General features: G+C 37.8%; 22 protein-coding genes, 1 tRNA gene and 3 riboswitches. Of the genes, 22 read left to right on the top strand and 1 reads right to left on the bottom strand.

The features are described from left to right. Positions 1–70: 70 nt before the first annotated feature. The 8 genes from ACTNEP_RS04705 to ACTNEP_RS04670 all read left to right on the top strand — a co-directional run bounded on the left by ACTNEP_RS04705 (position 71) and on the right by ACTNEP_RS04670 (position 7,258). Positions 71–1,069: a tetratricopeptide repeat protein gene (locus tag ACTNEP_RS04705; protein WP_441160539.1), complete on the top strand. Its 999-nt coding sequence runs from the start codon at positions 71–73 to the stop codon at positions 1,067–1,069. Between the two features lie 80 nt (positions 1,070–1,149). Beyond that, positions 1,150–2,100, top strand: coding sequence for a thioredoxin-disulfide reductase (gene trxB, locus ACTNEP_RS04700; RefSeq protein ID WP_441160537.1), 951 nt, complete (start codon positions 1,150–1,152; stop codon positions 2,098–2,100). A gap of 251 nt (positions 2,101–2,351) precedes the next feature. Further along, on the top strand, positions 2,352–3,233 hold the full coding sequence (rapZ, locus tag ACTNEP_RS04695) for an RNase adapter RapZ (protein ID WP_441160536.1): 882 nt from the start codon (positions 2,352–2,354) through the stop codon (positions 3,231–3,233). 2 nt (positions 3,234–3,235) lie between these two features. Further along, positions 3,236–4,189 (top strand): gluconeogenesis factor YvcK family protein, encoded by a 954-nt coding sequence (locus ACTNEP_RS04690; RefSeq protein WP_441160535.1) that lies wholly within the window; start codon positions 3,236–3,238, stop codon positions 4,187–4,189. Positions 4,190–4,222: 33 nt separating this feature from the next. Further along, the gene (gene whiA, locus ACTNEP_RS04685; protein ID WP_441160534.1) at positions 4,223–5,173 is read left to right on the top strand and encodes a DNA-binding protein WhiA; all 951 of its coding nucleotides are present in this window, start codon (positions 4,223–4,225) and stop codon (positions 5,171–5,173) included. Between the two features lie 141 nt (positions 5,174–5,314). Beyond that, positions 5,315–5,572 carry an HPr family phosphocarrier protein gene (locus ACTNEP_RS04680; protein ID WP_441160533.1) on the top strand — a complete coding sequence of 86 codons (258 nt, stop codon included), beginning with the start codon at positions 5,315–5,317 and terminating at the stop codon, positions 5,570–5,572. Positions 5,573–5,745: 173 nt separating this feature from the next. Then, entirely contained in the window at positions 5,746–6,189 is a 444-nt protein-coding gene (locus tag ACTNEP_RS04675) for an SRPBCC family protein (RefSeq protein WP_441160532.1), read from the top strand. A gap of 544 nt (positions 6,190–6,733) precedes the next feature. Beyond that, positions 6,734–7,258 (top strand): GNAT family N-acetyltransferase, encoded by a 525-nt coding sequence (locus ACTNEP_RS04670; protein WP_441160530.1) that lies wholly within the window; start codon positions 6,734–6,736, stop codon positions 7,256–7,258. 221 nt (positions 7,259–7,479) lie between these two features. Here ACTNEP_RS04670 and ACTNEP_RS04665 read toward each other — a convergent pair. Beyond that, positions 7,480–7,552, bottom strand: a tRNA-Arg gene (locus tag ACTNEP_RS04665). Positions 7,553–7,885: 333 nt separating this feature from the next. Between ACTNEP_RS04665 and clpP the strand changes: the two genes are divergently transcribed. From clpP to gpmI, 14 genes are all read left to right on the top strand, one after another. Continuing rightward, the gene (gene clpP, locus ACTNEP_RS04660; protein ID WP_441160529.1) at positions 7,886–8,482 is read left to right on the top strand and encodes an ATP-dependent Clp endopeptidase proteolytic subunit ClpP; all 597 of its coding nucleotides are present in this window, start codon (positions 7,886–7,888) and stop codon (positions 8,480–8,482) included. Positions 8,483–8,696: 214 nt separating this feature from the next. Next, positions 8,697–8,812: riboswitch (SAM riboswitch) on the top strand. A gap of 72 nt (positions 8,813–8,884) precedes the next feature. After that, positions 8,885–8,992, top strand: a riboswitch (SAM riboswitch). Between the two features lie 105 nt (positions 8,993–9,097). Next, a complete protein-coding gene (locus ACTNEP_RS04655; protein ID WP_441160528.1) occupies positions 9,098–10,894 on the top strand; it encodes a PLP-dependent aspartate aminotransferase family protein in 1,797 nt (598 codons plus the stop codon). A gap of 22 nt (positions 10,895–10,916) precedes the next feature. Beyond that, positions 10,917–11,924 carry an aliphatic sulfonate ABC transporter substrate-binding protein gene (locus ACTNEP_RS04650; protein WP_441160527.1) on the top strand — a complete coding sequence of 336 codons (1,008 nt, stop codon included), beginning with the start codon at positions 10,917–10,919 and terminating at the stop codon, positions 11,922–11,924. Between the two features lie 32 nt (positions 11,925–11,956). Further along, positions 11,957–12,814 (top strand): ABC transporter permease, encoded by an 858-nt coding sequence (locus ACTNEP_RS04645; protein ID WP_441160525.1) that lies wholly within the window; start codon positions 11,957–11,959, stop codon positions 12,812–12,814. 15 nt (positions 12,815–12,829) lie between these two features. Beyond that, complete coding sequence (locus tag ACTNEP_RS04640) at positions 12,830–13,558, top strand: ABC transporter ATP-binding protein (RefSeq protein ID WP_441160524.1); 729 nt, start codon at positions 12,830–12,832, stop codon at positions 13,556–13,558. Between the two features lie 24 nt (positions 13,559–13,582). Continuing rightward, the gene (gene acsA / locus ACTNEP_RS04635) at positions 13,583–15,277 is read left to right on the top strand and encodes an acetate--CoA ligase (RefSeq protein WP_441160522.1); all 1,695 of its coding nucleotides are present in this window, start codon (positions 13,583–13,585) and stop codon (positions 15,275–15,277) included. Positions 15,278–15,280: 3 nt separating this feature from the next. Further along, positions 15,281–15,388, top strand: a riboswitch (SAM riboswitch). A gap of 77 nt (positions 15,389–15,465) precedes the next feature. Further along, positions 15,466–16,383 carry an alpha-hydroxy-acid oxidizing protein gene (locus ACTNEP_RS04630; RefSeq protein WP_441160520.1) on the top strand — a complete coding sequence of 306 codons (918 nt, stop codon included), beginning with the start codon at positions 15,466–15,468 and terminating at the stop codon, positions 16,381–16,383. 85 nt (positions 16,384–16,468) lie between these two features. Further along, positions 16,469–17,440: an L-lactate dehydrogenase gene (locus ACTNEP_RS04625; RefSeq protein WP_441160518.1), complete on the top strand. Its 972-nt coding sequence runs from the start codon at positions 16,469–16,471 to the stop codon at positions 17,438–17,440. 594 nt (positions 17,441–18,034) lie between these two features. Next, on the top strand, positions 18,035–18,289 hold the full coding sequence (locus ACTNEP_RS04620) for a glutaredoxin family protein (protein ID WP_441160517.1): 255 nt from the start codon (positions 18,035–18,037) through the stop codon (positions 18,287–18,289). Positions 18,290–18,407: 118 nt separating this feature from the next. Beyond that, positions 18,408–19,427 carry a sugar-binding transcriptional regulator gene (locus ACTNEP_RS04615; protein ID WP_441160516.1) on the top strand — a complete coding sequence of 340 codons (1,020 nt, stop codon included), beginning with the start codon at positions 18,408–18,410 and terminating at the stop codon, positions 19,425–19,427. 48 nt (positions 19,428–19,475) lie between these two features. Next, positions 19,476–20,483, top strand: coding sequence for a type I glyceraldehyde-3-phosphate dehydrogenase (gene gap, locus ACTNEP_RS04610; RefSeq protein WP_441160515.1), 1,008 nt, complete (start codon positions 19,476–19,478; stop codon positions 20,481–20,483). 199 nt (positions 20,484–20,682) lie between these two features. After that, positions 20,683–21,864, top strand: coding sequence for a phosphoglycerate kinase (locus ACTNEP_RS04605; RefSeq protein ID WP_441160514.1), 1,182 nt, complete (start codon positions 20,683–20,685; stop codon positions 21,862–21,864). Positions 21,865–21,884: 20 nt separating this feature from the next. Further along, on the top strand, positions 21,885–22,643 hold the full coding sequence (gene tpiA / locus ACTNEP_RS04600) for a triose-phosphate isomerase (RefSeq protein ID WP_441160513.1): 759 nt from the start codon (positions 21,885–21,887) through the stop codon (positions 22,641–22,643). Next, positions 22,640–24,178, top strand: a complete 1,539-nt coding sequence (gene gpmI / locus ACTNEP_RS04595; protein WP_441160512.1) for a 2,3-bisphosphoglycerate-independent phosphoglycerate mutase — start codon at positions 22,640–22,642, stop codon at positions 24,176–24,178. The genes tpiA and gpmI overlap by 4 nt, the downstream gene beginning before the upstream one ends. Positions 24,179–24,199 lie beyond the last annotated feature (21 nt).

Below are 24,199 nucleotides of genomic sequence, written 5' to 3'. Positions count from 1 at the left end.
GTCATTAAATTTAAAAATGAAGGAACGATCATATAGAAATTTTTGTAAGAATGGGAGGGGACTGCTAAGCGTGACGAATCCATATCAAATAGAAGGAAACATCATACCTTTCATACCTGAAGGGGATTTTTATTTTACAAAGGGAGTAGAAGCGTATCAAAAACGAAAATTCGATCTTTCTTTAAAATGGTTTAAAAAAGCGATGAGTGATAAACCGGATAACCCTCTATACCAATGTCAAGCATCCATTGTCTACACTGAAATTGGTTCCTATCATCTAGCTAATCAATTGCTAACGAAAGTACTGGCAACACATGGAGAAGATTATATGGATTGCTATTACTTAATTGCTAATAATTACGCACATTTAGGGCTTCTGCAGGATGCGATTAAATATGCTGAATTGTATGTAGAAAAAGCACCAGAAGGAGATTTTATCGAGGAAGCAAAAACACTAGTAGAACTGTTAGATTTTAGCGACGAGGAAGAAGACGATGATGATGAATGGATGTTGGAAGAAGAGGACGACGTATTAATTTATCAGGAAACAGCTTTTTATCATTTAGAGCGTGAGGAATGGGAAGAAGCCATTGCTGTCTTGGAAGAAATGATTGCATTGTTTCCAGATTTTTCTCAAGCACAACATGAATATCACTATGCACTATTCTTTGTTGGTGAGCGAGAAGAAGCAATTGCGATGGAAGAACAATATTTAAAAGATCATCCTGATGCATTGTTCAGTTGTTTAAATTTAGCGATATTTTACGCTCATGAAGAAAATCGCGAGAAGCTACAGTATTATGCCAAGCTGTTGGATAATATTTACCCGATTCATGAGCAACAGAAGCTACGTATTGCAGTGACATTTACACAAATTGGACTTTATGAAAAAGCATTACAACGATTTAAGTTGCTGCATAAATCTAAGCTAAAAGGCCATCCTTCCTATTATAGGTGGTATAGTACTTGTCAGTATTATTTAGGAATGAGACAAATGGCAGAACGTTTATGGAAGGAAGGGTGTAAGCAGCATAATATTTTAGCTGTACAGACACCTCCATGGAAATGAGAGAAGTGAGCAGAATAGTAGACCTTTTATTTCGTCCATAGGATAATTGGTTTAAGTTAAAGATGGAAAGGATGACAATAATGACTGGAGAAAGAATATATGATGTTATTATTGCAGGTGCTGGACCGGCTGGTATGACTGCAGCGGTTTATACATCACGTGCAAATTTAGATACATTAATGCTGGAAAGAGGAATTCCTGGTGGACAGATGGCAAATACCGAAGAGGTGGAAAACTATCCAGGTTATGAGCATATCCTAGGACCCGATTTGTCGAATAAAATGTTCGATCATGCTAAAAAATTCGGTGCCGAATATGCGTATGGAGATATTAAAGAGGTCATTGATCATGGTGATTACAAAACAGTCCTAGCGGGAGCGAAAGAATATAAAACGAAAACAGTAATCATTACAACAGGTGCACAATATAAAAAACTAGGTATTCCAGGTGAGGAAGAACTCGGTGGACGTGGTGTTTCCTACTGTGCTGTTTGTGATGGAGCTTTCTTTAAAGAGAAGGAGCTTATTGTTGTTGGTGGAGGAGACTCTGCTGTGGAAGAAGGTGTGTATTTGACCAGATTCGCTAGTAAAGTAACGATTGTTCATCGTCGTGATGAATTACGTGCACAAAAGATTTTGCAAGACCGTGCTTTTAATAATGAAAAAGTTGACTTTATTTGGGATACGATTGTAAAATCTATTAATGAAAAAGATGGTAAAGTTGGTAGTGTCACATTAGTTAACAAAAAGACTGGTGAAGAATACGAGCATAAGGCAGATGGCGCATTCATCTATATTGGAATGGTGCCGTTAAGTCAACCATTTAAATCATTAGGTATTACTAATGAGGAAGGTTACATCCCAACAAATGAGAATATGGAAACAAGTGTACCAGGTATATTTGCAGCCGGGGATATCCGTGAAAAAGAATTACGTCAAATTGTAACGGCAACAGGTGATGGCAGTATTGCAGCACAAGCAGCACAAGCTTACATTGAAAATTTAGAGGAGACTGTAAATACACCTAGCTAGTATTGTAATGTTATCGACATATACACGTAATTAGAAATTAACGTGACTGTAACACGGACGAAATATAAATGAGTTATAATGTATTTAACTAATTGACCCCCTTTTTAATAAATATAAGACTTGACGGCATAGGTTTTCATACCTATGCCAATTTTTTTTGGTGGTAGTGGTCATTCACTCCGTGTATAATAGAGATATAAATAATATTGGGATCGTTACATATATTGAACAATGAGAGGAGTGATTTGATCATGGGGAGACAATCTGAGGAAACAAAATTAGTCATCATTACTGGAATGTCAGGTGCAGGGAAAACAGTCGCCGTTCAAAGTTTTGAGGATCTTGGTTACTATTGTGTCGATAACCTTCCGCCAGCACTCCTGCCGAAATTTCTTGAACTTATGAAAGATGCCACTAATAATATTCAAAAAGTAGCCCTTGTAATGGACTTACGAGGCAGGGAGTTTTTTGATACTTTGTTCGAGGCGCTAGACACTCTTGGACGAGAAGAATGGTTGGAGGAGCATATTTTATTTTTGGATGCTAATGATCATGTGCTAGTATCCCGTTATAAAGAAACACGACGTTCCCATCCATTGGCACAAGACGGACTGCCACTGGAAGGTATTCATGCTGAAAGGAAAATACTGGATGAACTCCGTGGACGAGCACAACATTTTATTGATACATCTAAATTAAAGCCAAAGGAATTACGTGAAGAAATAGTGCAACGCTACAGTAAAAAAGACCAGGAAATTTTTTCTGTTCACACTGTTTCCTTTGGTTTCAAGTATGGGTTGCCGATCGATGCAGACCTAGTATTTGATGTTCGTTTCCTGCCAAACCCGCATTATGTCGAACAAATGCGTCCACTCACTGGCTTAAATTCAGAAGTTTCTTCTTACGTGTTCAAATGGTCAGATACACAAAAGTTTTTAGAAAAAACAATTGACTTATTGCAATTTATGCTCCCGCAATACAAACGTGAAGGGAAAAGTCAGCTCGTTATTGCGATTGGCTGTACAGGAGGTCAACATCGTTCTGTAGCTATTGCTGAGCATTTAGCAAAGCATTTTCAAAAAAATTATGTCACACATGTCAGTCACCGTGATATAGATAAACGAAAGGGATAAAAATGTCACAATCTGAATTGAAAAAAGTAGTTGTCATCGGAGGTGGCACTGGTATGCCTGTGCTTCTCCGAGGACTAAAAAAACAAGCAATTGATCTATCAGCAATTGTCACGGTTGCCGATGATGGTGGGAGCTCCGGTCGCTTACGTTCTGAAATGGAAATGCCAGCCCCAGGAGACATACGTAATGTTATTGCAGCACTTTCTGATGTTGAACCAATGCTGATGAATTTATTTCAACATCGTTTTACAAAAGGAAATGGTCTTTCCGGACACTCGATGGGTAATTTATTGCTAGCAGCAATGACTTCCATTACGGGAGACTTTTACAATGGAATAAAAGAAATATCTCGAGTATTAAATGTAAAAGGAAACATTTACCCAATTGCTAATCAAAATATGTTTCTTCATGCAGAATATGAAGATGGAGAAATAGTCGTAGGGGAGTCCAACATTCCGAAGGCAAATAAACGGATAAAACGTGTTTTTTTGAAACCAAATCCGGTACTTCCTTTACCGGAAGCAATTTCAGCTATTCATGAAGCAGATTTAGTTGTCATTGCACCTGGCAGCTTGTATACAAGTATTTTACCAAACTTAATTGTGCCACAAATAGGAGAGGCATTACGAAATACGAAGGCAAAAGTTGTTTATGTTTGTAATGTTATGACGCAAGCTGGTGAAACTAACCATTATACTGCTTCCGATCATGTTGAAGCAATTATGGATCATATTGGTACAGGTTGTATTCAGGCGGTTATTGTTCACAATAAGGCTATCGCTCATGATGTGAAAATGGTATATGCAGAAGAGAACGCCGAGCCGGTAAAGCAAGATCTCGATAAATTACGGCAAATGGGATTAGAAATTATCGAAGAAGATATTGTGAAAGAACTTAATCATTCACTACGACACGACAAGGACAAAGTAGCAAAAGTATTATGTTCGTTAATGTAGTCCTAGCAGTGGAAAAAGAGGGGAGGGAGAAAGTTGTCCTTTGCAGCTGATATAAAAAAAGAGTTAACGAAAATCGAAAGTGATGAATGCTGCCAACAGGCTGAATTAGCAGCATTGATCAGAATGAATGGTGCTATCTCTTTTTCAAAAAATCATTATTCCTTGGATGTACAAACAGAGAATGCAGCAATTGCACGTCGTATATATACATTAATAAAATCGATTTATCATATACCGGTAGAATTATTAGTGCGAAAGAAAATGAAATTGAAAAAAAATAATGTTTATATTGTTCGAATGAACGAAGGCGTAAAAGAGATGCTTCAAGACATGGAAATATTAGTGGAACCATTCCAATTTATTCGTACAATATCTAAAAAGTATACTGGAAAGCAGTGCTGCCGCAGAGCTTATTTGCGTGGTTCTTTTTTAGCAGGGGGTTCAGTTAACAATCCAGAAACTTCTTCGTATCATTTAGAAATCTATAATTTTCACGAAGAGCATAATCAATCATTGTGTGATTTGTTGAATGAATATCATCTCCATGCCCGAATTTTGGAACGGAAAAAAGGTTTTATTACTTACATTAAAGAAGCAGAAAAAATTACTGAGTTCTTAAATTATATTGGTGCCCATCAAGCATTATTTAAATTCGAAGATGTAAGAATCGTTCGGGATATGAGGAATTCTGTTAATCGTTTAGTGAATTGTGAAACAGCCAATTTAAATAAAACAATTGGCGCAGCCTTTAGACAGGTTGAGAATATCCGCTTTATCGAGAAGACTGTCGGACTGGATGCGTTGCCTGATAAGTTGCAAGAGATCGCAAAGTTGAGAATGGAACATCAAGATGTTTCTTTGAAAGAATTAGGCGAAATGGTATCTGGTGGTAAAATTAGTAAATCAGGTATTAACCATAGATTGAAGAAAATTGATCAATTCGCAGATCAATTACGAAAAGAAGAATTAACACTGAAAATGTGAGGCTTTCCTCGATGAGCTTTTCTTTTATCACTGTGATAAACAAGAGGAGGATTTCTCCTCCTCTATGATATTATAAGAATAAGATGAGCTATTAGATAGTAAAATAAAATGATAGCGCTTACTAAATGGGAGGGGTTTAGGATGTTAGAGAAAGAAGTGGTTATTGGAGTAGATCCAGGATTACAAGCAAGACCAGCAGCTCAGTTTGTACAGAAGGCAAACAGTTTTACTTCGGAGATATTTATCGAAAAAGATAACAAACGAATTAATGCCAAAAGTATTATGGGATTAATGAGCCTTGCTTTGTCAAAAGGGAATACGATTACCATTATTACAGATGGCAGTGATGATGCGGAAGCATTAAACGAATTAGTAAAATTTGTTGAAGGAAAAGAGTAAAGTAGGCGTTACTCATCTGGATGGTTTATCCTATATCTTTGACGGTCTAAGAATTAGTAATAAATAAAAGGTGTTGCCTCAATAGCAATATATAATAAACCATGCTATTTAAACTATGCTACAATCCAACCGAATAGTAGTTTTAGCTAACAATAGAAGAGGAGTTGGAGCGCATGGTAAATATAGAGCAACTACAAAAAATAAATACATCAGCACATCAAGTATATGTTGCATTAACTACAAAAGAAGGCTTGTCAAAAGTATGGACAAATGATTTGGAAGTGGAGGAGGTCGTTGGAAAAGAGAATGCGTTTCGCTTTGGTCCTAATGATACCGTCAAAGTGAAGATCATCGAGCTTGTTCCAGATAAGCGGGTCAGCTGGGAATGTATAGAATCGAATGCCGAACCGGAATGGATCGGAACGAAGATCACATTTGCCTTAACAGAGTCTAACGGCACTACAACGATTGATTTCAGCCATGCTCAATGGCAGGAAATTACGTTATGTTATAAGTTTTGCAATTACAATTGGGCAATGTTTTTGCTAAGTTTAAAGGAGTACTGTGAGTTTGGAAAAGGTACACCTTATCAAGAAAGAGCTCTAGAGAATTCTTGAAAGGAAGGTATACAGAAATAACTTTTATTGATGCTCTTACTGTAGAGTATAATTATTGAGGAAGTGTAAATAAGTGAAGATAACGAGATTGGGACATAGCCCATGTTCTTCACATCAAATAAGAACGTTGCTAGATCAAGTGCCATATAAGCCTCCGATTATCCTGATGAATTTTTTGTTTATCGTTCCTTAAGTATATAAATAATATATATGGAAAACAAAAATTCGTCACTGAAATTAAAATTGAGCAAAATGAAAAATAGACTAACTGTAGTTTTAAAATGAAGTCCCGACGTTTATAGAAAAGTTGCGAAGCTTTACCCCTTTGGATATGATTGTCTAAAGGGTATTTTTGTGACGAAAAGAAAAAGAACATCTAAAGTCGATTAGTGAATTAAAGAAGGTAGAGGAACTGGGAGTGGTGCAGATTATCAACCATGGTTAAAAAATTCAATTTTATTGGATGGATACATTTTCAGTTCCTTTGCAATTAATCTATAGTTAGCGTTTTATAGAGATCATTTTCTTTAGAGGAGGAGTCTTTTTGGAATTTCGCACTGAAAGATTAACAGTTAGGCCGTTTTTGAGTAATGACTTACATGATGTATTTAATATTTACAATAATGATGATATATGTAAATATCTCTTGCATGATACGTGGACACTTGAAAATATGCAGGAAGAGTTTAATAAAAAGCTAGAAAATAGCACACTCACAAAAGAAGGAATGTTAAGTTTAGCGGTAGTAAACGATACTAACGTAGTTGGTGATTTATCTGTATGGTATACAGATATGAAAGATACAGTTGAAATTGGTTATAGTTTTTCTAAAAATGTTGCAGGAAAGGGTTATGCAACAGAAGCCGTGAGTGGTTTAGTCAAGAAGTTATTTGATGAGTTTGAGGTGCATCGCATTCAAGCTAACCTTGATGCAAGAAATGAAGCATCACAAAGATTATGTGAGCGTATAGGGATGAGAAAAGAAGCTCATTTCATTCAGGATTTTTGGAGTAAAGGTGAATGGACAGATAGCATAGTGTATGGAATGCTATTTACAGATTTAAAATAAGGGGATTACTTTATTGTAAAAAAATACAATAGTTGCATAGTTCGCATAAGTCCTTTCGAATTAATGTGGAAAAAGAAAAGCACCTACCGTAAGAAGTAGGTGCTTTAGCATTTTAGAAACATATGTGTAACACTATATAGAAGAGCGTACCGTTTTACACATATTTTACATGTGCAACCTGTTTGAGATTGGTATGACAGTGTTTTCTTCTATCATATAAGCGCGCCCGGAGGGATTCGAACCCCCGACACATGGTACCGGAAACCATTGCTCTATCCCCTGAGCTACGGGCGCATAATGTTAGACTTCTTTCTATGTGTAACAAAGCTTCTCAATCACTGAGGATTAGCGAAGATTATCAAACTATTAGTGCTATTGCACTTAGCTTCTTCGGATTATTTGTACAGTGATAAAATGCGACAAGAATAATTATAGCGAATCGCTCGTATAATTTCAATACATAAATCAAACTTTGAATATTTGCGATGTAAGGTTTAAATCGTTATAGTTAAGGGTAGGATGAGGTTAGAAAAACAAATCGTTTGACCTTTTTTGACCATTCAGTTAAGATAAAAATAGTTAGAATTCATGAATGAAAAAGCAAGTGTTATAAAGGAGGAATTTTTCATGAACTTAATCCCTACAGTAATTGAACAAACAAATCGAGGCGAACGTGCTTACGACATCTATTCACGCCTTTTAAAAGATCGAATTATCATGCTTGGCAGTGGAATCGATGATAATGTTGCAAACAGTATTGTAGCACAGATGCTATTCTTAGCGGCAGAGGATCCAGATAAGGATATTTCATTATACATTAACTCACCTGGTGGCTCTATTACTGCAGGTATGGCGATTTATGATACGATGCAGTTCATAAAACCAAGTGTATCAACTATCTGTATTGGTATGGCCGCATCCATGGGTGCGTTCTTATTGGCAGCTGGTGAACCTGGTAAACGTTTTGCCTTACCAAACAGTGAAGTAATGATTCACCAACCATTAGGTGGTACACAAGGGCAAGCGTCAGACATCCAAATCCATGCTAATCGTATTATCGAAATGCGTAAAAAGCTAAACCAAATTCTAGCTGATCGTACTGGTCAACCATTAGAAGTAATTGAAAAAGATACAGACCGTGATAATTTCATGTCTGCTGAAAAAGCAAAAGAATACGGTCTAATTGATAAAGTAATGGAGAAGAAACCATCAGACTTAAATTAAAAAGAAAAAGTGGCGGAACTAACCGCCACTTTTTTTCGTTGAAAAGTTGATATTAAATGCTTAGTGTTAACAGTAATCCAAAGCTAGTACTTAGAAGAAGTCTCCACTTTTTATTTGTATTAATTTTCAGAAAATATCTTGACATCGTGTTTATCGCGTGCTACAGTATTACATAGCATTAATAAAAACGAGTAAACAACTCGGAATTATATATTTCTTATCTAGAGAGGTGGAGGGATCGGCCCTAGGAAGCCTCGGCAACCATTAAGTGAATCATCATTTAATACAGGTGCCAATTCCACTAAGTACATATACTTAGAGAGATAAGAGAGCGAATATACATATTCAAGTCTCTCTATCTCGGTGTAGAGAGACTTTTTTATGAACAATTGAATACTAAAACTCTTATCCAGAGAGGTGGAGGGACTGGCCCGATGATACCCAGCAACCATTAAGCAAAAGCTTAAAAGGTGCTAATTCCTGCAGGATATTTATCCTGAAAGATAAGGGGAAGACTACTGTTATGTCAGTTAAAGCCTTCTTCTTATCGAAGAAGGCTTTTTTTAATAGAGATAGTACTTAAAATGGAAATTTTAATTGGGGAGGAAATAAATAATGACAAATTTTAAAGGCTCAACTTACGATCCGGAAACAATTCATCTACATGGAGGGCAAGCGCCTGATCCGACAACAGGTTCACGGGCAGTACCTATCTATCAATCTACCTCATACGTGTTCCACGATACGGAGCATGCAGAAAGATTATTCGCTCTAGATGAGCCGGGCAATATTTATTCAAGAATTGGGAATCCAACGGTTGATGTCTTTGAAAAAAGGATGGCTCTTTTAGAGGATGGGGTTGCGGCTGTTGCTACAGCCTCAGGTATGTCTGCTATAACGCTATCAATTTTAAATCTGGCAAGTGCCGGTGATGAAATTGTTGCAGGCGTCAACTTATATGGTGGAACATACAATTTGTTCAATGTAACACTTCCACGTTATGGAATTACTGTTACATTCGTTGATCCAACAGACCCTGAAAACTTTAAAGCAGCGATTACAGATAAAACAAAAGCCGTTTACGGTGAAATTATTGGTAATCCTGGTTTACAGGTATTAGATGTGGAAAGGGTATCAGAGATTGCACATGATGCTGGTATTCCGTTAATAATTGATAATACTTTTGCCACTCCATTTGGATGTAAACCAATCACACTTGGTGCAGACATTGTAGTCCATTCTGCAACGAAATGGATTGGTGGCCATGGAACATCCATTGGTGGTGTCATTATTGATGGTGGACGTTTTAACTGGAATTCTGAAAAATATCCAGCGTTCACAGAGCCTGATCCAAGTTACAACGGTATTCGCTATGCAGTAGATTTTGGAACATTAGCCTTTATTACCAAAGTGCGTGTGCAATTATTGAGAGACTTTGGGGCAGCACTAAGTCCTTTTAATGCATTTCAATTGTTACAGGGATTAGAGACTTTGCATATTCGCGTTGAAAGACATAATCAAAACGCACTGGAACTCGCAAAACACTTAAATGAACATGAAGCGGTAGAGTGGGTAAGATATCCTGGTCTTGAAAGTCATCCATCCCATGAGTTAGCAAAGCGTATCTTAAATAATGGCTATGGTTCAATTATTGTATTTGGCATTAAAGGTGGACGTGATGCAGGTCGTGACTTAATCAACAATGTTGCATTATGGTCACATGTCGCGAACGTAGGAGATGCTAAATCACTCATTATCCACCCAGCATCTACAACACACCAGCAACTGACAAAAGAAGAACTTGAACAAACTGGTGTTTCAGAAGAATTAGTTCGCTTGTCTGTAGGCATCGAATCAGTTAGGGATATTAAAAATGACCTTGACCAAGCGCTAGTGAAGGCAACTGGAATAGGTGAAGAAAATGAGAAGCAAATTGTTGTAAATGACGAAGGAATTATCAAATGGGCATTAAATTCACCATATGAACGATACGTGGAAAACGGAGAAGAAGTAACACGACAAAAGACTCTAGCCATTGTTGGGCTAAGTGGAAAAGAAGCGAGACCTAGTTACCGCCTAGCAAGAAAAATGCAGCGACTTGGCTATAAAATCATACCGGTTAATCCGCGAGAAACGGAAATTTTAGGAGAAAAAGCATATCCAGACTTAAAAAGTGTTCCGGTCGATATCGATATTGTCCAAGTATTCCGTAGTCCAGACGCTGCAGTAGAGATTGCCAAAGAGGCAATAGAAGTAAATCCAAAAGTATTCTGGCTTCAAGAAGGTGTTGTGTCACCAAAAGCGGAAGAAATAGCCCTTCAAGGTGGTTTGCAGGTGGTCCATAACCGATGCACATATAAAGAGGCACAACGCTTAAGAGGAACTATTTCCACCTATGCATGTGAAATCTAGTACGAAAAGGAGAATACTAATAATGAAAAAGATACCATTAATTGATTTAAGAAGCTTTATGGCAATTGCGATATGTGGAATCATTATTATTTTAGCCGTTGGCTGTTCATCTGATAGCAATGCTGATGAAGGAAAACCTTCTGAGATTCGTTTAGACTATGCCTATTATTCGCCAACAAGTTTAGTATTAAAGGAATTCGGGTGGGCAGAAGAAGTGTTTGAGGAAGAAGATATCGATGTCACTTGGACATTAAGTCAAGGAAGTAATAAAGCAATCGAGTTTTTAAATAGTGATAGTGTAGACTTCGGTTCTACAGCAGGTGCAGCAGCTCTGATCGCGAAGGCAAATGGTGTGCCGCTGGAAAATGTATATATTTATTCTCAGCCGGAGTGGACAGCATTGGCAACTAATGAAGGCTCTGAGATTGAATCAATTGAAGACTTGGAAGGTAAAAAAGTGGCAGCAACTCTTGGTACAGATCCATATATTTTCTTGGTAAGAGCTTTAAACTCAGTCGGTTTATCTACGAATGATATTGAAGTAGTTCCACTACAGCATGCTGATGGTGGAAATGCGTTGGTTAATGGTGACGTAGATGCATGGGCAGGGCTCGATCCACATATGGCTAAACATGAATTAGAATCAGGAGCTGAACTATTTTACAGAGATATTAATCTTAATACGTATGGTTTCTTAAATGTCCGCGAAGACTTTGCGGAAAGCTATCCTCAATATGTTGAACAAGTAATTGAATTATATGAAAGAGCACGTGAATGGGTACTAGAAAACCCTGAAGAAGCGGCAGAGTTATTAGCCAAAGAAGCAGATATTAGTATGGATGTGGCGGAAATTCAGTTAGTGGAAAGAACGGACTTTTCGAACCCAATACCAGGAATAGAGCATATTGAATCTATCATCGCAGCTGGTAATGTGTTGAAAGATTCCGGTGACTTAGATGATGATAATGATGTGGAGACATTAACAGATGAGCTAATAAATCCGGAGTTTGCAGAAGCGGTAATACAATAAATGGTGTAGAAATTTTAGGAGGGGCAGAATAAATGGCTAAGCAACAAAATGACGTAACAGCTGGATACGTGAACCCAGCGTCATCAGAAACGGGAGGAAAAAGAGTAACAATCAATAAAAATAATGGCTCATTGTTTAGAACTATATTAATGGGTAGTATTATTCCTGTCATTCTAGTTATTTTGTGGGAAACCTTAAGTCGTGCTGGCGTTGTCCCTTCTAATCAATTGCCAGCGCCGACAACAGTCTTAGGAAAAATAGGGAGTATGGCACAAGATGGTTCTCTGTGGGGACATATCGGTATTACCACTTATCGGGTGTTTGCCGGATTTATTGTAGGAACAGTGGCAGCGATATTACTAGGTTCACTTGTTGGATTCTATAAAAAAGCAGAGCAATTACTAGATCCAATGATTCAAGCTTTTCGCTCCATTCCATCTTTAGCATGGGTCCCCTTGTTTATTCTATGGCTAAGCATTGGGGAAACGTCTAAAATAACGATGATTGCGGTTGGTGTATTTTTCCCTGTTTATTTAAATATTGTTAGTGGTATTTTAGGCGTCGATCGTAAATTGATTGAGGTTGGTAAGATGTACGGATTAAATACATTTCAACTTGTAAAGCGAATTATTCTGCCTGCCTCTTTACCATCTTTCTTAGTAGGAATGAGAAGTGGCTTAGGACTTGGCTGGATGTTTGTAGTAGCGGCGGAATTGATGGGCGCGAGTCAAGGCCTAGGATTTTTACTAGTACTAGGTCAAAATATGTCACAGCCTGATACAATTCTAGCGAGTATCATACTATTTGCGATTATCGGTAAATTAACGGACTGGCTGCTAAAACTGGTAGAAATTCGTTCGTTGCATTGGCAGGACCGTGTGCAAAAATAAGAAAGGATGAAACAAATGAGTCTGGCATTAAGAGATGTAAGCCGTACGTTTAATGGTGTAACCGCCGTACAAAATGTCAATTTTGAAGTGAGGCCAGGAGAAATTATTGGTTTGTTAGGCACTAGTGGATGTGGAAAAAGTACCTTACTCAGAGCAATATCCGGTCTTGACCCTGATTACGATGGTGAGATTGAAATTAACGGGACCGTAACAAAAGACATTCACGATACAACAGGGTTTATTTTTCAAGAGCCGAGATTGCTTCCTTGGTTAAATGTGTTGGATAATGTGACGTTCGGATTGGCTGGTAGCCGTAGAGATAAGGAAAATAAAGCTATCGAGTATTTAGAGAGTGTAGGATTAAGAGGAAAAGAAAAGCTGTATCCTCGTGAATTATCAGGTGGTATGGCACAGCGGGTCGCAATTGCCCGAGCATTGGTGACATCACCTGAAATTCTCCTTCTGGATGAACCATTCAGTGCACTTGATGCATTTACAAAAATGCAATTACAAGATCTTTTATTGGATGTGTGGCAAAAATATCAAGCTACCATTATCTTAGTAACACATGATATTGATGAAGCAACTTATTTATGTGACCGTGTCTTCATACTGAGAGGGCAGCCTGGAGAAGTAGAGAAAGAGATTCAGATTAATCAAAAGAGACCAAGAGATCGTGGAAATGAAGAATTGGCACATTTAAAATCAGAAATATTAGCATCTTTAGATTTAAACAAAAAGTAACCGGTCATTAAGGGGGAGAAGTAAATGCCACAATTGACTACAAAGCAGTTAGAAACGTTAGATGGTCAGTATAATCTTAATAATTATAATGAGATTTATCGGACTTTTGACTGGTCAGATGCAAAAGCATTATTATCTGCTGCAAAAACAGGGAAAATCAATGCAGCATATGAGGCAATAGACCGCCATGTTGACGACGGGTATGGAGACAAAATTGCTTTACATTATATCGATAACAATGAAAAACGCTCTTATACATTTAAGGAAGTAAAGGATCAAACAGATCATTATGCCCGTATTTTAAAAGAGCACGGTGTTACAAAGGGAGATCGTGTATTTGTCTTTCTACCTAAAACGCCTGAATGTTATATTGCTATTCTGGCTGCCATTAAGGTTGGTGCTATCGCTGGTCCATTATTTGAAGCATTTATGGAAGAAGCGGTAAGGGATCGTATTAATGATTGTGATGGTACATTACTAATTACGGATAAGAATTTGGTAAAACGTGTTCCACAAGAAGATATCCCATCACTAGAAACCATCCTTTTTGTGGAGAATATTGCTAATGAGTTGGTAAAACCTGTTGACGGTGATGATTATGTAGAATGGGTTGACTGGGAAGATGGTTTAATCATCCACTATACGAGTGGTTCTACTGGTAAACCGAAAGGTGTGTTACATGCCCACCGTGCCATACAGCATCACATTATAACAGGTAAATGGGTACTGGATATTAAAGATGATGATGTTTATTGGTGTACTTCCCATCCTGGCTGGGTAACAGGAAGTGTGTACGGTCTGTTTGCTCCATTATTGAATAGAGCAACTGTTGTCATCCAAGGTGGTCGCTTTAGTGCGGAAAATTGGTATTCCTTGATTGAGGAATTAGGTGTAACGATCTGGTATAGCGCACCAACTGCCTTTCGCATGCTTCTGTCAAAAGGTGATCTTTATCAACAATATGATTTATCCTCTATTCGGCATGTGTTGAGTGTTGGAGAGCCATTAAATCCTGAAGTAATTCATTGGGCGTGGAAAAGCTTAAAGGTACGTATTCATGATACGTGGTGGATGACAGAAACAGGGGGCCACTTAATTGTGAATCTTCCAGCTGAAAATATTAAACCAGGTTCAATGGGAAGACCTTTTCCAGGCGTACAAGTAGGAATTCTAGATGAAGAAGGTAATGAGCTTCCTCGAGGCGAAATAGGTCAATTAGCTGTTCGCATACCATGGCCAGGACTGATGAAAGAAATTTGGGGAAACAAAGACAAATTCCAATCTTATTTCCAATACGAAGGCTGGTATATTTCTGGGGACCTTGCTTTACAAGACGAAGAAGGATATGTTTTCTTCCAGGGGCGTAATGATGATATGATCAACTCTGCAGGTGAGCGAATAGGTCCATTTGAGGTAGAAAGCAAATTAATTGAACATCCAGCAGTTGAAGAAGCTGGTGTCATTGGAAAACCAGATGAATTGCGCGGAGAATTAGTCAAAGCATTTATTACATTAAGAGCTGGTTATCAGCATTCAGTTCAATTAATGGAAGATATTCGCTTATTCGTTCGGAAAAATCTTTCCGCACATGCAGCACCTCGAGAAATAGAGGTGATGGAAGAATTACCGAAGACGAAAATCAGCGGAAAGATTTTAAGAAGAGAATTAAAAGCATTGGAAGTGAAAAGAGCTAATAAAGCGACAAATGAAAACATATAAATACTCTTATGAAGAGTGGTGGAGGGACTGGCCCGATGAAACCCGGCAACCTTAAGTAATCCGAGCTTAAAAGGTGCTAAATCCTGCAAACATCTGTTTGAAAAATAAGAGGGAGATAAGCGTTTGCGTCTCTCTTGTTTATCAAGAGGGACTATTTTGTTTCCCTTCATTATTAGGAGGCATATAACATGGCAAAAGCAAAGGTGAATAGAACTGTTGTAAAAAGCTTAGAGGAAGTCGCTGAAAAACAGTTATCACAAGCAGCAACTTTATTTTTAGATCAATTAACATCCCATAAAGGGAATGCTACATCCTTTATACGTTATAATAATTCATCATCTAAATGGAAGATTTCTCCTCTGTTGTTAGGTGCAGTCGGTGCTCAGACCTATTTCCATGAAGATGGTGAATTAGCTACCGTACAGGCTGCTAGTAAACAAGGTGTACCTTTTATTGTGAGCAGTCATTCGTCTTATAGTATTGAAGAAATAAGTGATGCTGTGCCAGATAGTGAGCTGTGGTTTCAAGCACATATTTTTAAGGATGTAGAGCTTACAAAGCATTTTGTTCAACGTGCTGAATTAGCAGGATATCAGGCAATCATTTTGTCGGTTTCTAACGACGAAGTCTATCAGCAGCCGGATCAATTAGTGAGAGGATCAGCCAACTTTGTAGTAGATCCCATTTTTGCTAAGAAATATTATGATAGTAAAAGCTCTTTGTCTGAACAAATTGCACAAGAATATCAAAAACGTGAAATCAAATGGGCAGATCTTCAGTATATAAAAAGATTCACAACATTACCTGTTTTTATACACGGAGATTTGTCATTAGATGATATTCGTTTGGCACTAAAACATCAATTTGATGGAATTATTTTATCTAATATTAATCAATCTAATCTTGAATTATTAGAACAAATTAAAATTATTGTGGGTGAAAGCTTAACTATTGTTGTGGAGACAGAAGTAGAAACGAAAAATAACTTAAACAATTACTTACAACAAGGTGCGGATGCTATTTCGATAAGAAAACATTATATTCATGGGTTAGTTGCTTCAGGTGTTTTAGGGGTGGAAGAAGTAATAGATCAGTTATTCAATTAATTGTCAAAGAGATAATGTTTGATAAGAGGATGAAATGGGATATAGTATAACTATATCCCATTTTTTTTGGAAGGAATGGTTGTGGATGCCAATTCATAAAACGAAATTAAGAAAAGTAGTAGTTATAGGAACTGGACTGGTAGGAACAAGTTATGCATATGCATTGTTAAATCAAGGTGTTGTTAATGAAATAGTTCTTATTGATTTAGATCAAGCAAAAGCGGATGGAGAAGCTAGAGATTTGAATCATGGTATGGCATTTGGTAATCCTATGCGCATAAAAGCTGGAGATTATGAAGAATGTCATAACGCCGATTTAGTTGTAATAACTGCTGGTGCCAATCAAAAACCAGGGGAAACAAGACTAGACCTTGTCACGAAGAATGCCAAAATTTTCAAAGGGATCATTCGTAAAGTAATGGATGTAGACTTTCAAGGGATATTTTTAGTAGCAACAAACCCGGTAGATATTCTATCTCACCTTACAAAGGAAATTTCTGGTTTGCCGAAAGAACGTGTAATTGGATCAGGAACGATTCTGGATACAGCAAGATTCCGTTATTTATTAGGCGAACACTTTCAAGTAGATCCACGTAATGTACAGGCATATATCATTGGAGAGCACGGTGATTCAGAGCTACCTGTTTGGAGCCACGTGCAAATTGGTGGTGTACCACTAGAGCAATATGCTGGTATTGATAGCCTTCATGAAAATCCAAGCATGATAGAGATTTTTGAGAATGTAAGAGATGCGGCATATCATATTATCGAGCGAAAAGGAGCAACCTATTATGGTATCGGATTAGGGTTAGTCCGTTTAACAAAAGCAATCTTAAACAATGAAAACGCGATTTTAACTGTTTCTGCTCGATTAGAAGGACAGTACGGATTAAATGATATATACATTGGTGTGCCAGCTTTACTAAATGAAAATGGTATACGTGAAGTAATCGAACTGAAATTAACAGAAAAAGAAAATCAACAATTACATCAATCTGCTGCCATCGTTAAAGAAATGATTGACACCAGTATGGAAGCAATAAAATCTGATCAGTAACTTCGTGAAAAGAGACAATACGTAAACAACCTTGGGCAATTGCGAAGTATTTGCTTCCTCTATTCTGAATTAGAAAACGTTTATTGATATGCTCCGGCAATATACTTCGCTTTCCACGGGCACGGCCTCAACTTCCTCAGAAAACAAAGGACGTTTTCTTGCGGGATTTTCGGCACGCGCTGTTCCAGTAGGAGTCTGCGTATCTTGCCTCCGCTTTGTGAAGTTTTCTGATTGAAAGAGAAATACACGGTAAGATATATCTTAATATCTCCACATTAAAAATAAAATGATGGAAATAGCGTAGGCAGAATACGGAGACTCCTGTGGGAAAATGAGAGCTGAAGATCCACTTGGTAAAGGGCTTTTCTTTACCAAGTTAGCTGAAGCCGAGCCCACGGAAAGTGGAGTATTCTGTCGGAGCGGATGGCAGCAATCGAATGGAAAGGCATGCAATTAGAACGCTATGCTAAGCGAAGTATTTTGCCGTAGCGTATGCATGCATTCAATGAAAGATAATTTTTATTTGTTCGTAGTAGGTATCTACATCTCATTTTACAGAAGAGGTTTTCTAGTTTGGTTAAGGTGGTGTATATAGTGAAATTAAAACTATATGGTAAAGAAAATTGTAGTCTCTGTGACGAAGCTAAAACAATCCTAGAAATGTTACAACAGGATTATTTATTTGAATTCGAAGAAATTAATATTTATAATGATGATGTATTGCTGGAAGCCTATCATCTCCTGATCCCGGTCATCAAGCATGAGGACATCATCGTCGACGCTGAGATAATCGACATGGAAAGAGTCGAAAGCTATCTGAAAATGAAAATTAATTCAGAAAATAGTTGAGAGATGTTTGACCATTTGATACAATTAATTATGGAAGTTATTTTTTTGTTCTGAGTGGGACGGAATGCGACTAGGAGGGACAAATATTCCCCGGTGTAAAATAAAGGAGCGTTTCCGATTGAAGGATTTATTAGATATTCAACAAAAATTGTACCCGGATTTACTCGATATCATGCAGAAAAGATACAAAATACTTCACTACATACAGATGATGCAACCAATCGGACGTCGCAGCTTAGCTGAAAATCTTCAACTAAAAGAACGAGAGGTTCGAAGTGAAATTGACTTTTTAAGCAAGCATGGTTTTATTATGGTGACATCGAAAGGAATGACCCTTACTGATGAGGGAGACACGATTGTGGAGAAATTATCTTCTTTTATGAATGAGATTTCCGAATTTCGTGTTTTAGAATCTCAAATTAAGGATAAATTACAATTGGAGCATGTTATTATCGTTTCGGGGAATAGTGATTCGCAACCATCCGTTAAACAGGAACTAGGAAAAGCATGTGTACAATTTTTACATTCCATTTTAACTTCCGATCAAACAATAGCAGTGACAGGCGGTACATCAATGGCAGAAGTTGCCAACCAAATGAAGCCTATTGAACATGCTGCAAATTGTACGTTTGTTCCAGCAAGAGGCGGTTTAGGAGAACAAGTAGAAAATCAAGCTAATACGATTTGTGCACAAATGGCGAAAAAGGCTAATGGTAATTATCGTATGTTATATGTCCCTGACCCGTTAAGCGAGGAGACTTATCACTCGATCATCGAAGAACCAGCTATCAAGGACATTTTAGAAATGATTCGTGATACGAAGATTGTTCTTCACAGTATAGGTGATGCATTTACGATGGCAAAGCGCCGTAAAGCTTCTGAGCAAGTTTTAAATAAGTTGAGAAGAGGTAATGCTGTTAGTGAAGCATTTGGTTATTACCTTGATGAGCAAGGTGAGGTTGTTTATAAAGTACGTACTGTTGGTATGCAATTAGAAGAGCTTGAACGTGCACAATATGTTATTGCTGTAGCTGGTGGTTCTTCCAAGGCAAAAGCGATACAGTCTTACTTTAAGCAAGGGAAAAGCAATGTCTTAATTACAGATGAGGCGGCAGCAAACGAGTTGTTAAAGGGTTAATCCCTTTAAAATATAAATCATAAAGGATACTTTAAGGAGGAATTAAGCATGGCAGTAAAAGTAGGTATTAATGGTTTTGGCCGTATCGGTCGTAACGTTTTTCGTCAAGCTTTAAATAACGATGAGGTAGAAGTGGTAGCAGTTAACGACTTAACTGATGCAAATATGCTTGCGCATCTACTTAAATATGACTCTGTTCACGGAAAACTAGAAGAAGAAGTTTCTGTTAATGGAGATTCTCTAGTAGTAGGTGGAAAAGAAATTAAAGTTCTTTCTGAGCGTGACCCAGCTAACTTACCATGGGGTGATCTTGGAGTAGAAATCGCTGTTGAATCTACTGGTATCTTTACTCAGCGTGATGCAGCAGCTAAACACTTAGATGCTGGGGCGAAGAAAGTTATCATCTCTGCACCTGCAAAAGACGAAGATATTACTGTAGTTATGGGTGTTAACGAAGATAAATATGATCCGGCTAATCACCATGTAATTTCTAATGCTTCTTGTACAACAAACTGTTTAGCTCCATATGCAAAAGTCTTAAATGATAAATTTGGTTTAAAACGTGGTATGATGACTACTATTCACTCATATACAAATGATCAACAAATTCTTGATTTACCACACAAGGACTATCGTCGTGCTCGTGCGGCTTCTGAAAATATCATTCCAACAACTACAGGTGCTGCAAAAGCAGTTTCTCTAGTATTACCTGAATTAGAAGGTAAATTGAATGGTATGGCAATGCGTGTACCTACTCCAGACGGTTCATTAGTTGACTTAGTTGCAGAACTAGATCAAGAAGTAACTGTGGAAGATGTAAATGGTGCATTAAAAGAAGCAGCAGAAGGCCACTTGAAAGGTATCTTAGGATACTCTGATGAGCCATTAGTTTCTGTTGACTACATTGGAAATACTAACTCTTCTACTATTGATGGACTTTCTACAATGGTAATGGAAGGTAACATGGTAAAAGTAGTATCTTGGTATGACAACGAAATGGGATACTCTAGCCGTGTAGTTGACTTAGCTGCATATTTGAAAAAACAAGGACTATAAGCGCGTAACAAAGAAACGGGAGGGGGATTGATCCTCCTCCCGTTTTTACCTAGAAGATGGAAAAATAGCTATTTATCATCGTGATGAAAGTAACCTTGGTAGATGAATAGTGATCTATTTGTGGAAAGAAAGTCATCCATCTCTTTCTATCACAAAGAAAATAGAGCTGAAACCAAAGTCCTTAAGGAGGTTCATTCTAATGAACAAACAAACAATTAAAGACATTGACGTAAAAGGTAAAAAGGTATTCTGCCGTGTTGACTTCAACGTACCAATGAAAGACGGTGAAGTAACTGACGACACACGTATCAAAGCAGCATTACCAACTATCCAATATTTATCTGAACAAGGAGCCAAAGTTATCCTTGCTAGCCATCTAGGTCGTCCAGGTGGAGAAGTAGTAGAAGACCTTCGTATGGATGCAGTTGCTAAACGATTAAGTGACCTTAGCAACAAATCCGTTTTGAAAACAGATCAGGTTTATGGTGAAGAAGTAAACCAAGCAGTTAACCAACTGGAAGACGGCGATCTATTATTAATTGAAAATGTTCGTTTTGAGCCAGGAGAAACAAAAAATGATCCAGCATTGGCAAAAGAATTTGCTAGCCTAGCAGATTATTATGTAAATGATGCTTTTGGTGCTGCTCACCGTGCACATGCATCAACAGCAGGAATTGCAGAACATATTCCATCCGCAGCAGGCTTCCTTTTAGAAAAAGAATTAGACGTCCTAGGTAAAGCCTTGTCTGATCCAGATCGCCCATTCACAGCGATTATCGGTGGTGCAAAAGTAAAAGATAAAATCGGTGTCATCGATAATTTATTAGATAAAGTTGATAATTTGATTATTGGTGGCGGTCTTGCCTATACGTTTGTCAAAGCATTAGGACATGAAATTGGTAAGTCATTACTTGAAGAAGATAAAATCGAGTTAGCAAAAGAATATATGCAAAAAGCAAAAGACAAAGGTGTCAATTTTGTTATGCCTGTTGATGTTGTCATTTCGGATGAATTCTCTAATGATGCAAAAACAGAAATTGTAGCTATTGACTCCATTCCAGCTGATTTAGAGGCATTAGACATCGGCCCAAAAACTCGCGAGAAATATGCGCAAATTGTTAAAGACTCTAAATTAGTTATTTGGAACGGACCTATGGGTGTATTTGAATTAGACGCATTTTCCAATGGTACAAAAGCTGTCGCAGATGCACTAAGCAAGACAGAGGGTTATACTGTTATTGGTGGGGGAGATTCTGCTGCTGCAGTTGAAAAATTTAACTATGCAGAACAGATGGACCACATTTCAACAGGTGGCGGTGCTTCCTTGGAATTTATGGAAGGTAAAGAACTGCCAGGTGTTAGTGTACTAACCGACAAGTAATGATAGAAGAGGTGAAGAACATGCGTAAAAAAGTAATTGCTGGTAACTGGAAAATGAATAAATTGCTAGGTGAAGCTGTTCAGTTTGTCGAAGATACAAAAGACAAAGTGGCAAGTAAGGATCAAGTAGAATCAATCGTTTGTGCACCTTTTCCTTACTTAGTAACCTTAGTAGAAAAAACAAAAGGAACGGATTTAGAAGTTGCAGCACAAAACATGCACTTTGAGGAAAATGGTGCATTTACAGGTGAAGTAAGTCCTAGTATGCTTGCTGATATTGGGGTAACATACGTAGTGCTTGGACATTCCGAGCGTCGCGAAATGTTTGCTGAAACAGATCAAACAGTAAACAAAAAAGTGCATGCGGCTTTTACACATAACTTAGTACCAATTGTCTGTGTAGGTGAAACACTTGAAGAGCGTGAAGCAAATCAAACAATGAATGTAGTGGAAGAGCAAGTAAAAGCAGCACTTGCAGGGCTTTCTGAGGAACAAGTTAATGCTACAATTATTGCTTATGAGCCTATCTGGGCAATCGGAACAGGAAAAACAGCTACTTCTGAGCAAGCGAACGAAGTATGTACACATATCCGTAAAGTAGTTGCAGATTATGTATCTCAAGCAGCAGCAGATGCTGTTCGTATTCAATACGGCGGAAGTGTCAAGCCAGCTAATGTTGATGAATTATTAGCACAGTCTGATATCGATGGAGCATTAGTAGGTGGTGCAAGTCTTGAAGCTGATTCCTTCTTACAGCTAGTGGAGGCTGGTACAAAATGAGCCAAAACAAACTAGCAGCATTGATCATTCTTGATGGTTATGCATTACGAGATGAAGTGAAAGGAAATGCAGTTAAACAAGCAAATACACCAAACTTTGACCGCTATTGGAACCAATATCCAACTAGTCAGTTAACAGCTAGTGGCGAAGCAGTAGGCCTTCCTGAAGGTCAAATGGGTAACTCAGAGGTAGGCCATTTAAACATTGGTGCAGGTCGTATTGTCTATCAAAGTTTAACCCGTGTTAATTTATCTATTAAGGATGGCGACTTTTTCGAAAATCAAGTTTTAGTAAATGCAGTGGAACATGCGAAAAAGAATGACAAAGCACTTCACATTTTCGGACTACTATCTGATGGTGGTGTACATAGTCATATCGAGCATATGTATGCTGTATTAAAGCTTGCTGCTGATAAAGGACTTGATAAAGTATACGTACATGCCTTTTTGGATGGACGTGATGTCGATCAAAAATCAGCGAAAATCTATATAGAACAAGCCTTAGAGAAAATGAAAGAATATGGAGTTGGAGAGTTCGCAACAATCTCCGGACGCTATTATTCCATGGATCGTGACAAACGTTGGGATCGTGTGAAAAAATCATATGATGCCATGGTTTATGGTGAAGGACCACAGTATAGCGATCCATTTGAAGTGGTAGAAGACTCTTATAAAAACGAAATCTATGATGAATTCGTGATCCCATCTGTTATTACAGATGAAAATGGCCAGCCAAAAGCTACGATTCAAGATGAAGATGCGGTTATTTTCTATAACTTCCGACCAGACCGTGCGATTCAAATTTCACGAACGTTTGCGAATGAAGATTTCCGTGATTTTGACCGTGGGGATAAGGCGCCAAAAAATATCCATTTCGTTTGCTTAACAAATTTCAGTGAAACAGTGGATGGGCTTGTAGCTTATGAACCGGTCAATCTAGACAATACAGTAGGGGAAGTATTAGCGCAAAATGATTTAAATCAACTGCGTATTGCCGAAACGGAGAAATACCCACATGTTACCTTTTTCATGAGTGGGGGACGTGAGCAAGAATTCCCTGGTGAAAAGCGTATACTAATTGATTCACCGAAAGTAGCAACATATGACTTAAAGCCAGAAATGAGTGCATATGAGGTAACAGATGCATTATTAGAAGAACTGGATAAAGATGAGCATAATGCGATCATCTTAAACTTCGCTAACCCTGATATGGTTGGACACTCAGGGATGTTGGAACCAACAATTAAAGCGATCGAAACCGTTGATGAATGTCTAGGAAAAGTTGTCGACAAAATCATCGAAAAAGGTGGTCAAGCTATTATTACAGCTGACCATGGTAACTCCGATGAAGTAGTTACGCTTGATGGCGATCCAATGACAGCTCATACAACCAATCCTGTCCCAGTCATTGTGACAAAAGATGGTGTTGAGCTACGTGATGGTGGTATTTTAGCTGATCTAGCACCAACATTATTAGATTTATTAAATGTGGAAAAACCAAAAGAGATGACAGGCGAAAGCCTTATTCAAAAATAATATTAAAAAAGGAGAGTTTTA

The sequence above is a fragment of the Gracilibacillus sp. HCP3S3_G5_2 genome (genome assembly GCF_052063305.1).
Taxonomy (GTDB): Bacteria; Bacillota; Bacilli; order Bacillales; family Amphibacillaceae; genus Gracilibacillus.
The sequence above is the reverse complement of the archived record's forward strand: the minus strand, read 5'-3'. Positions and strand labels throughout refer to the sequence as shown.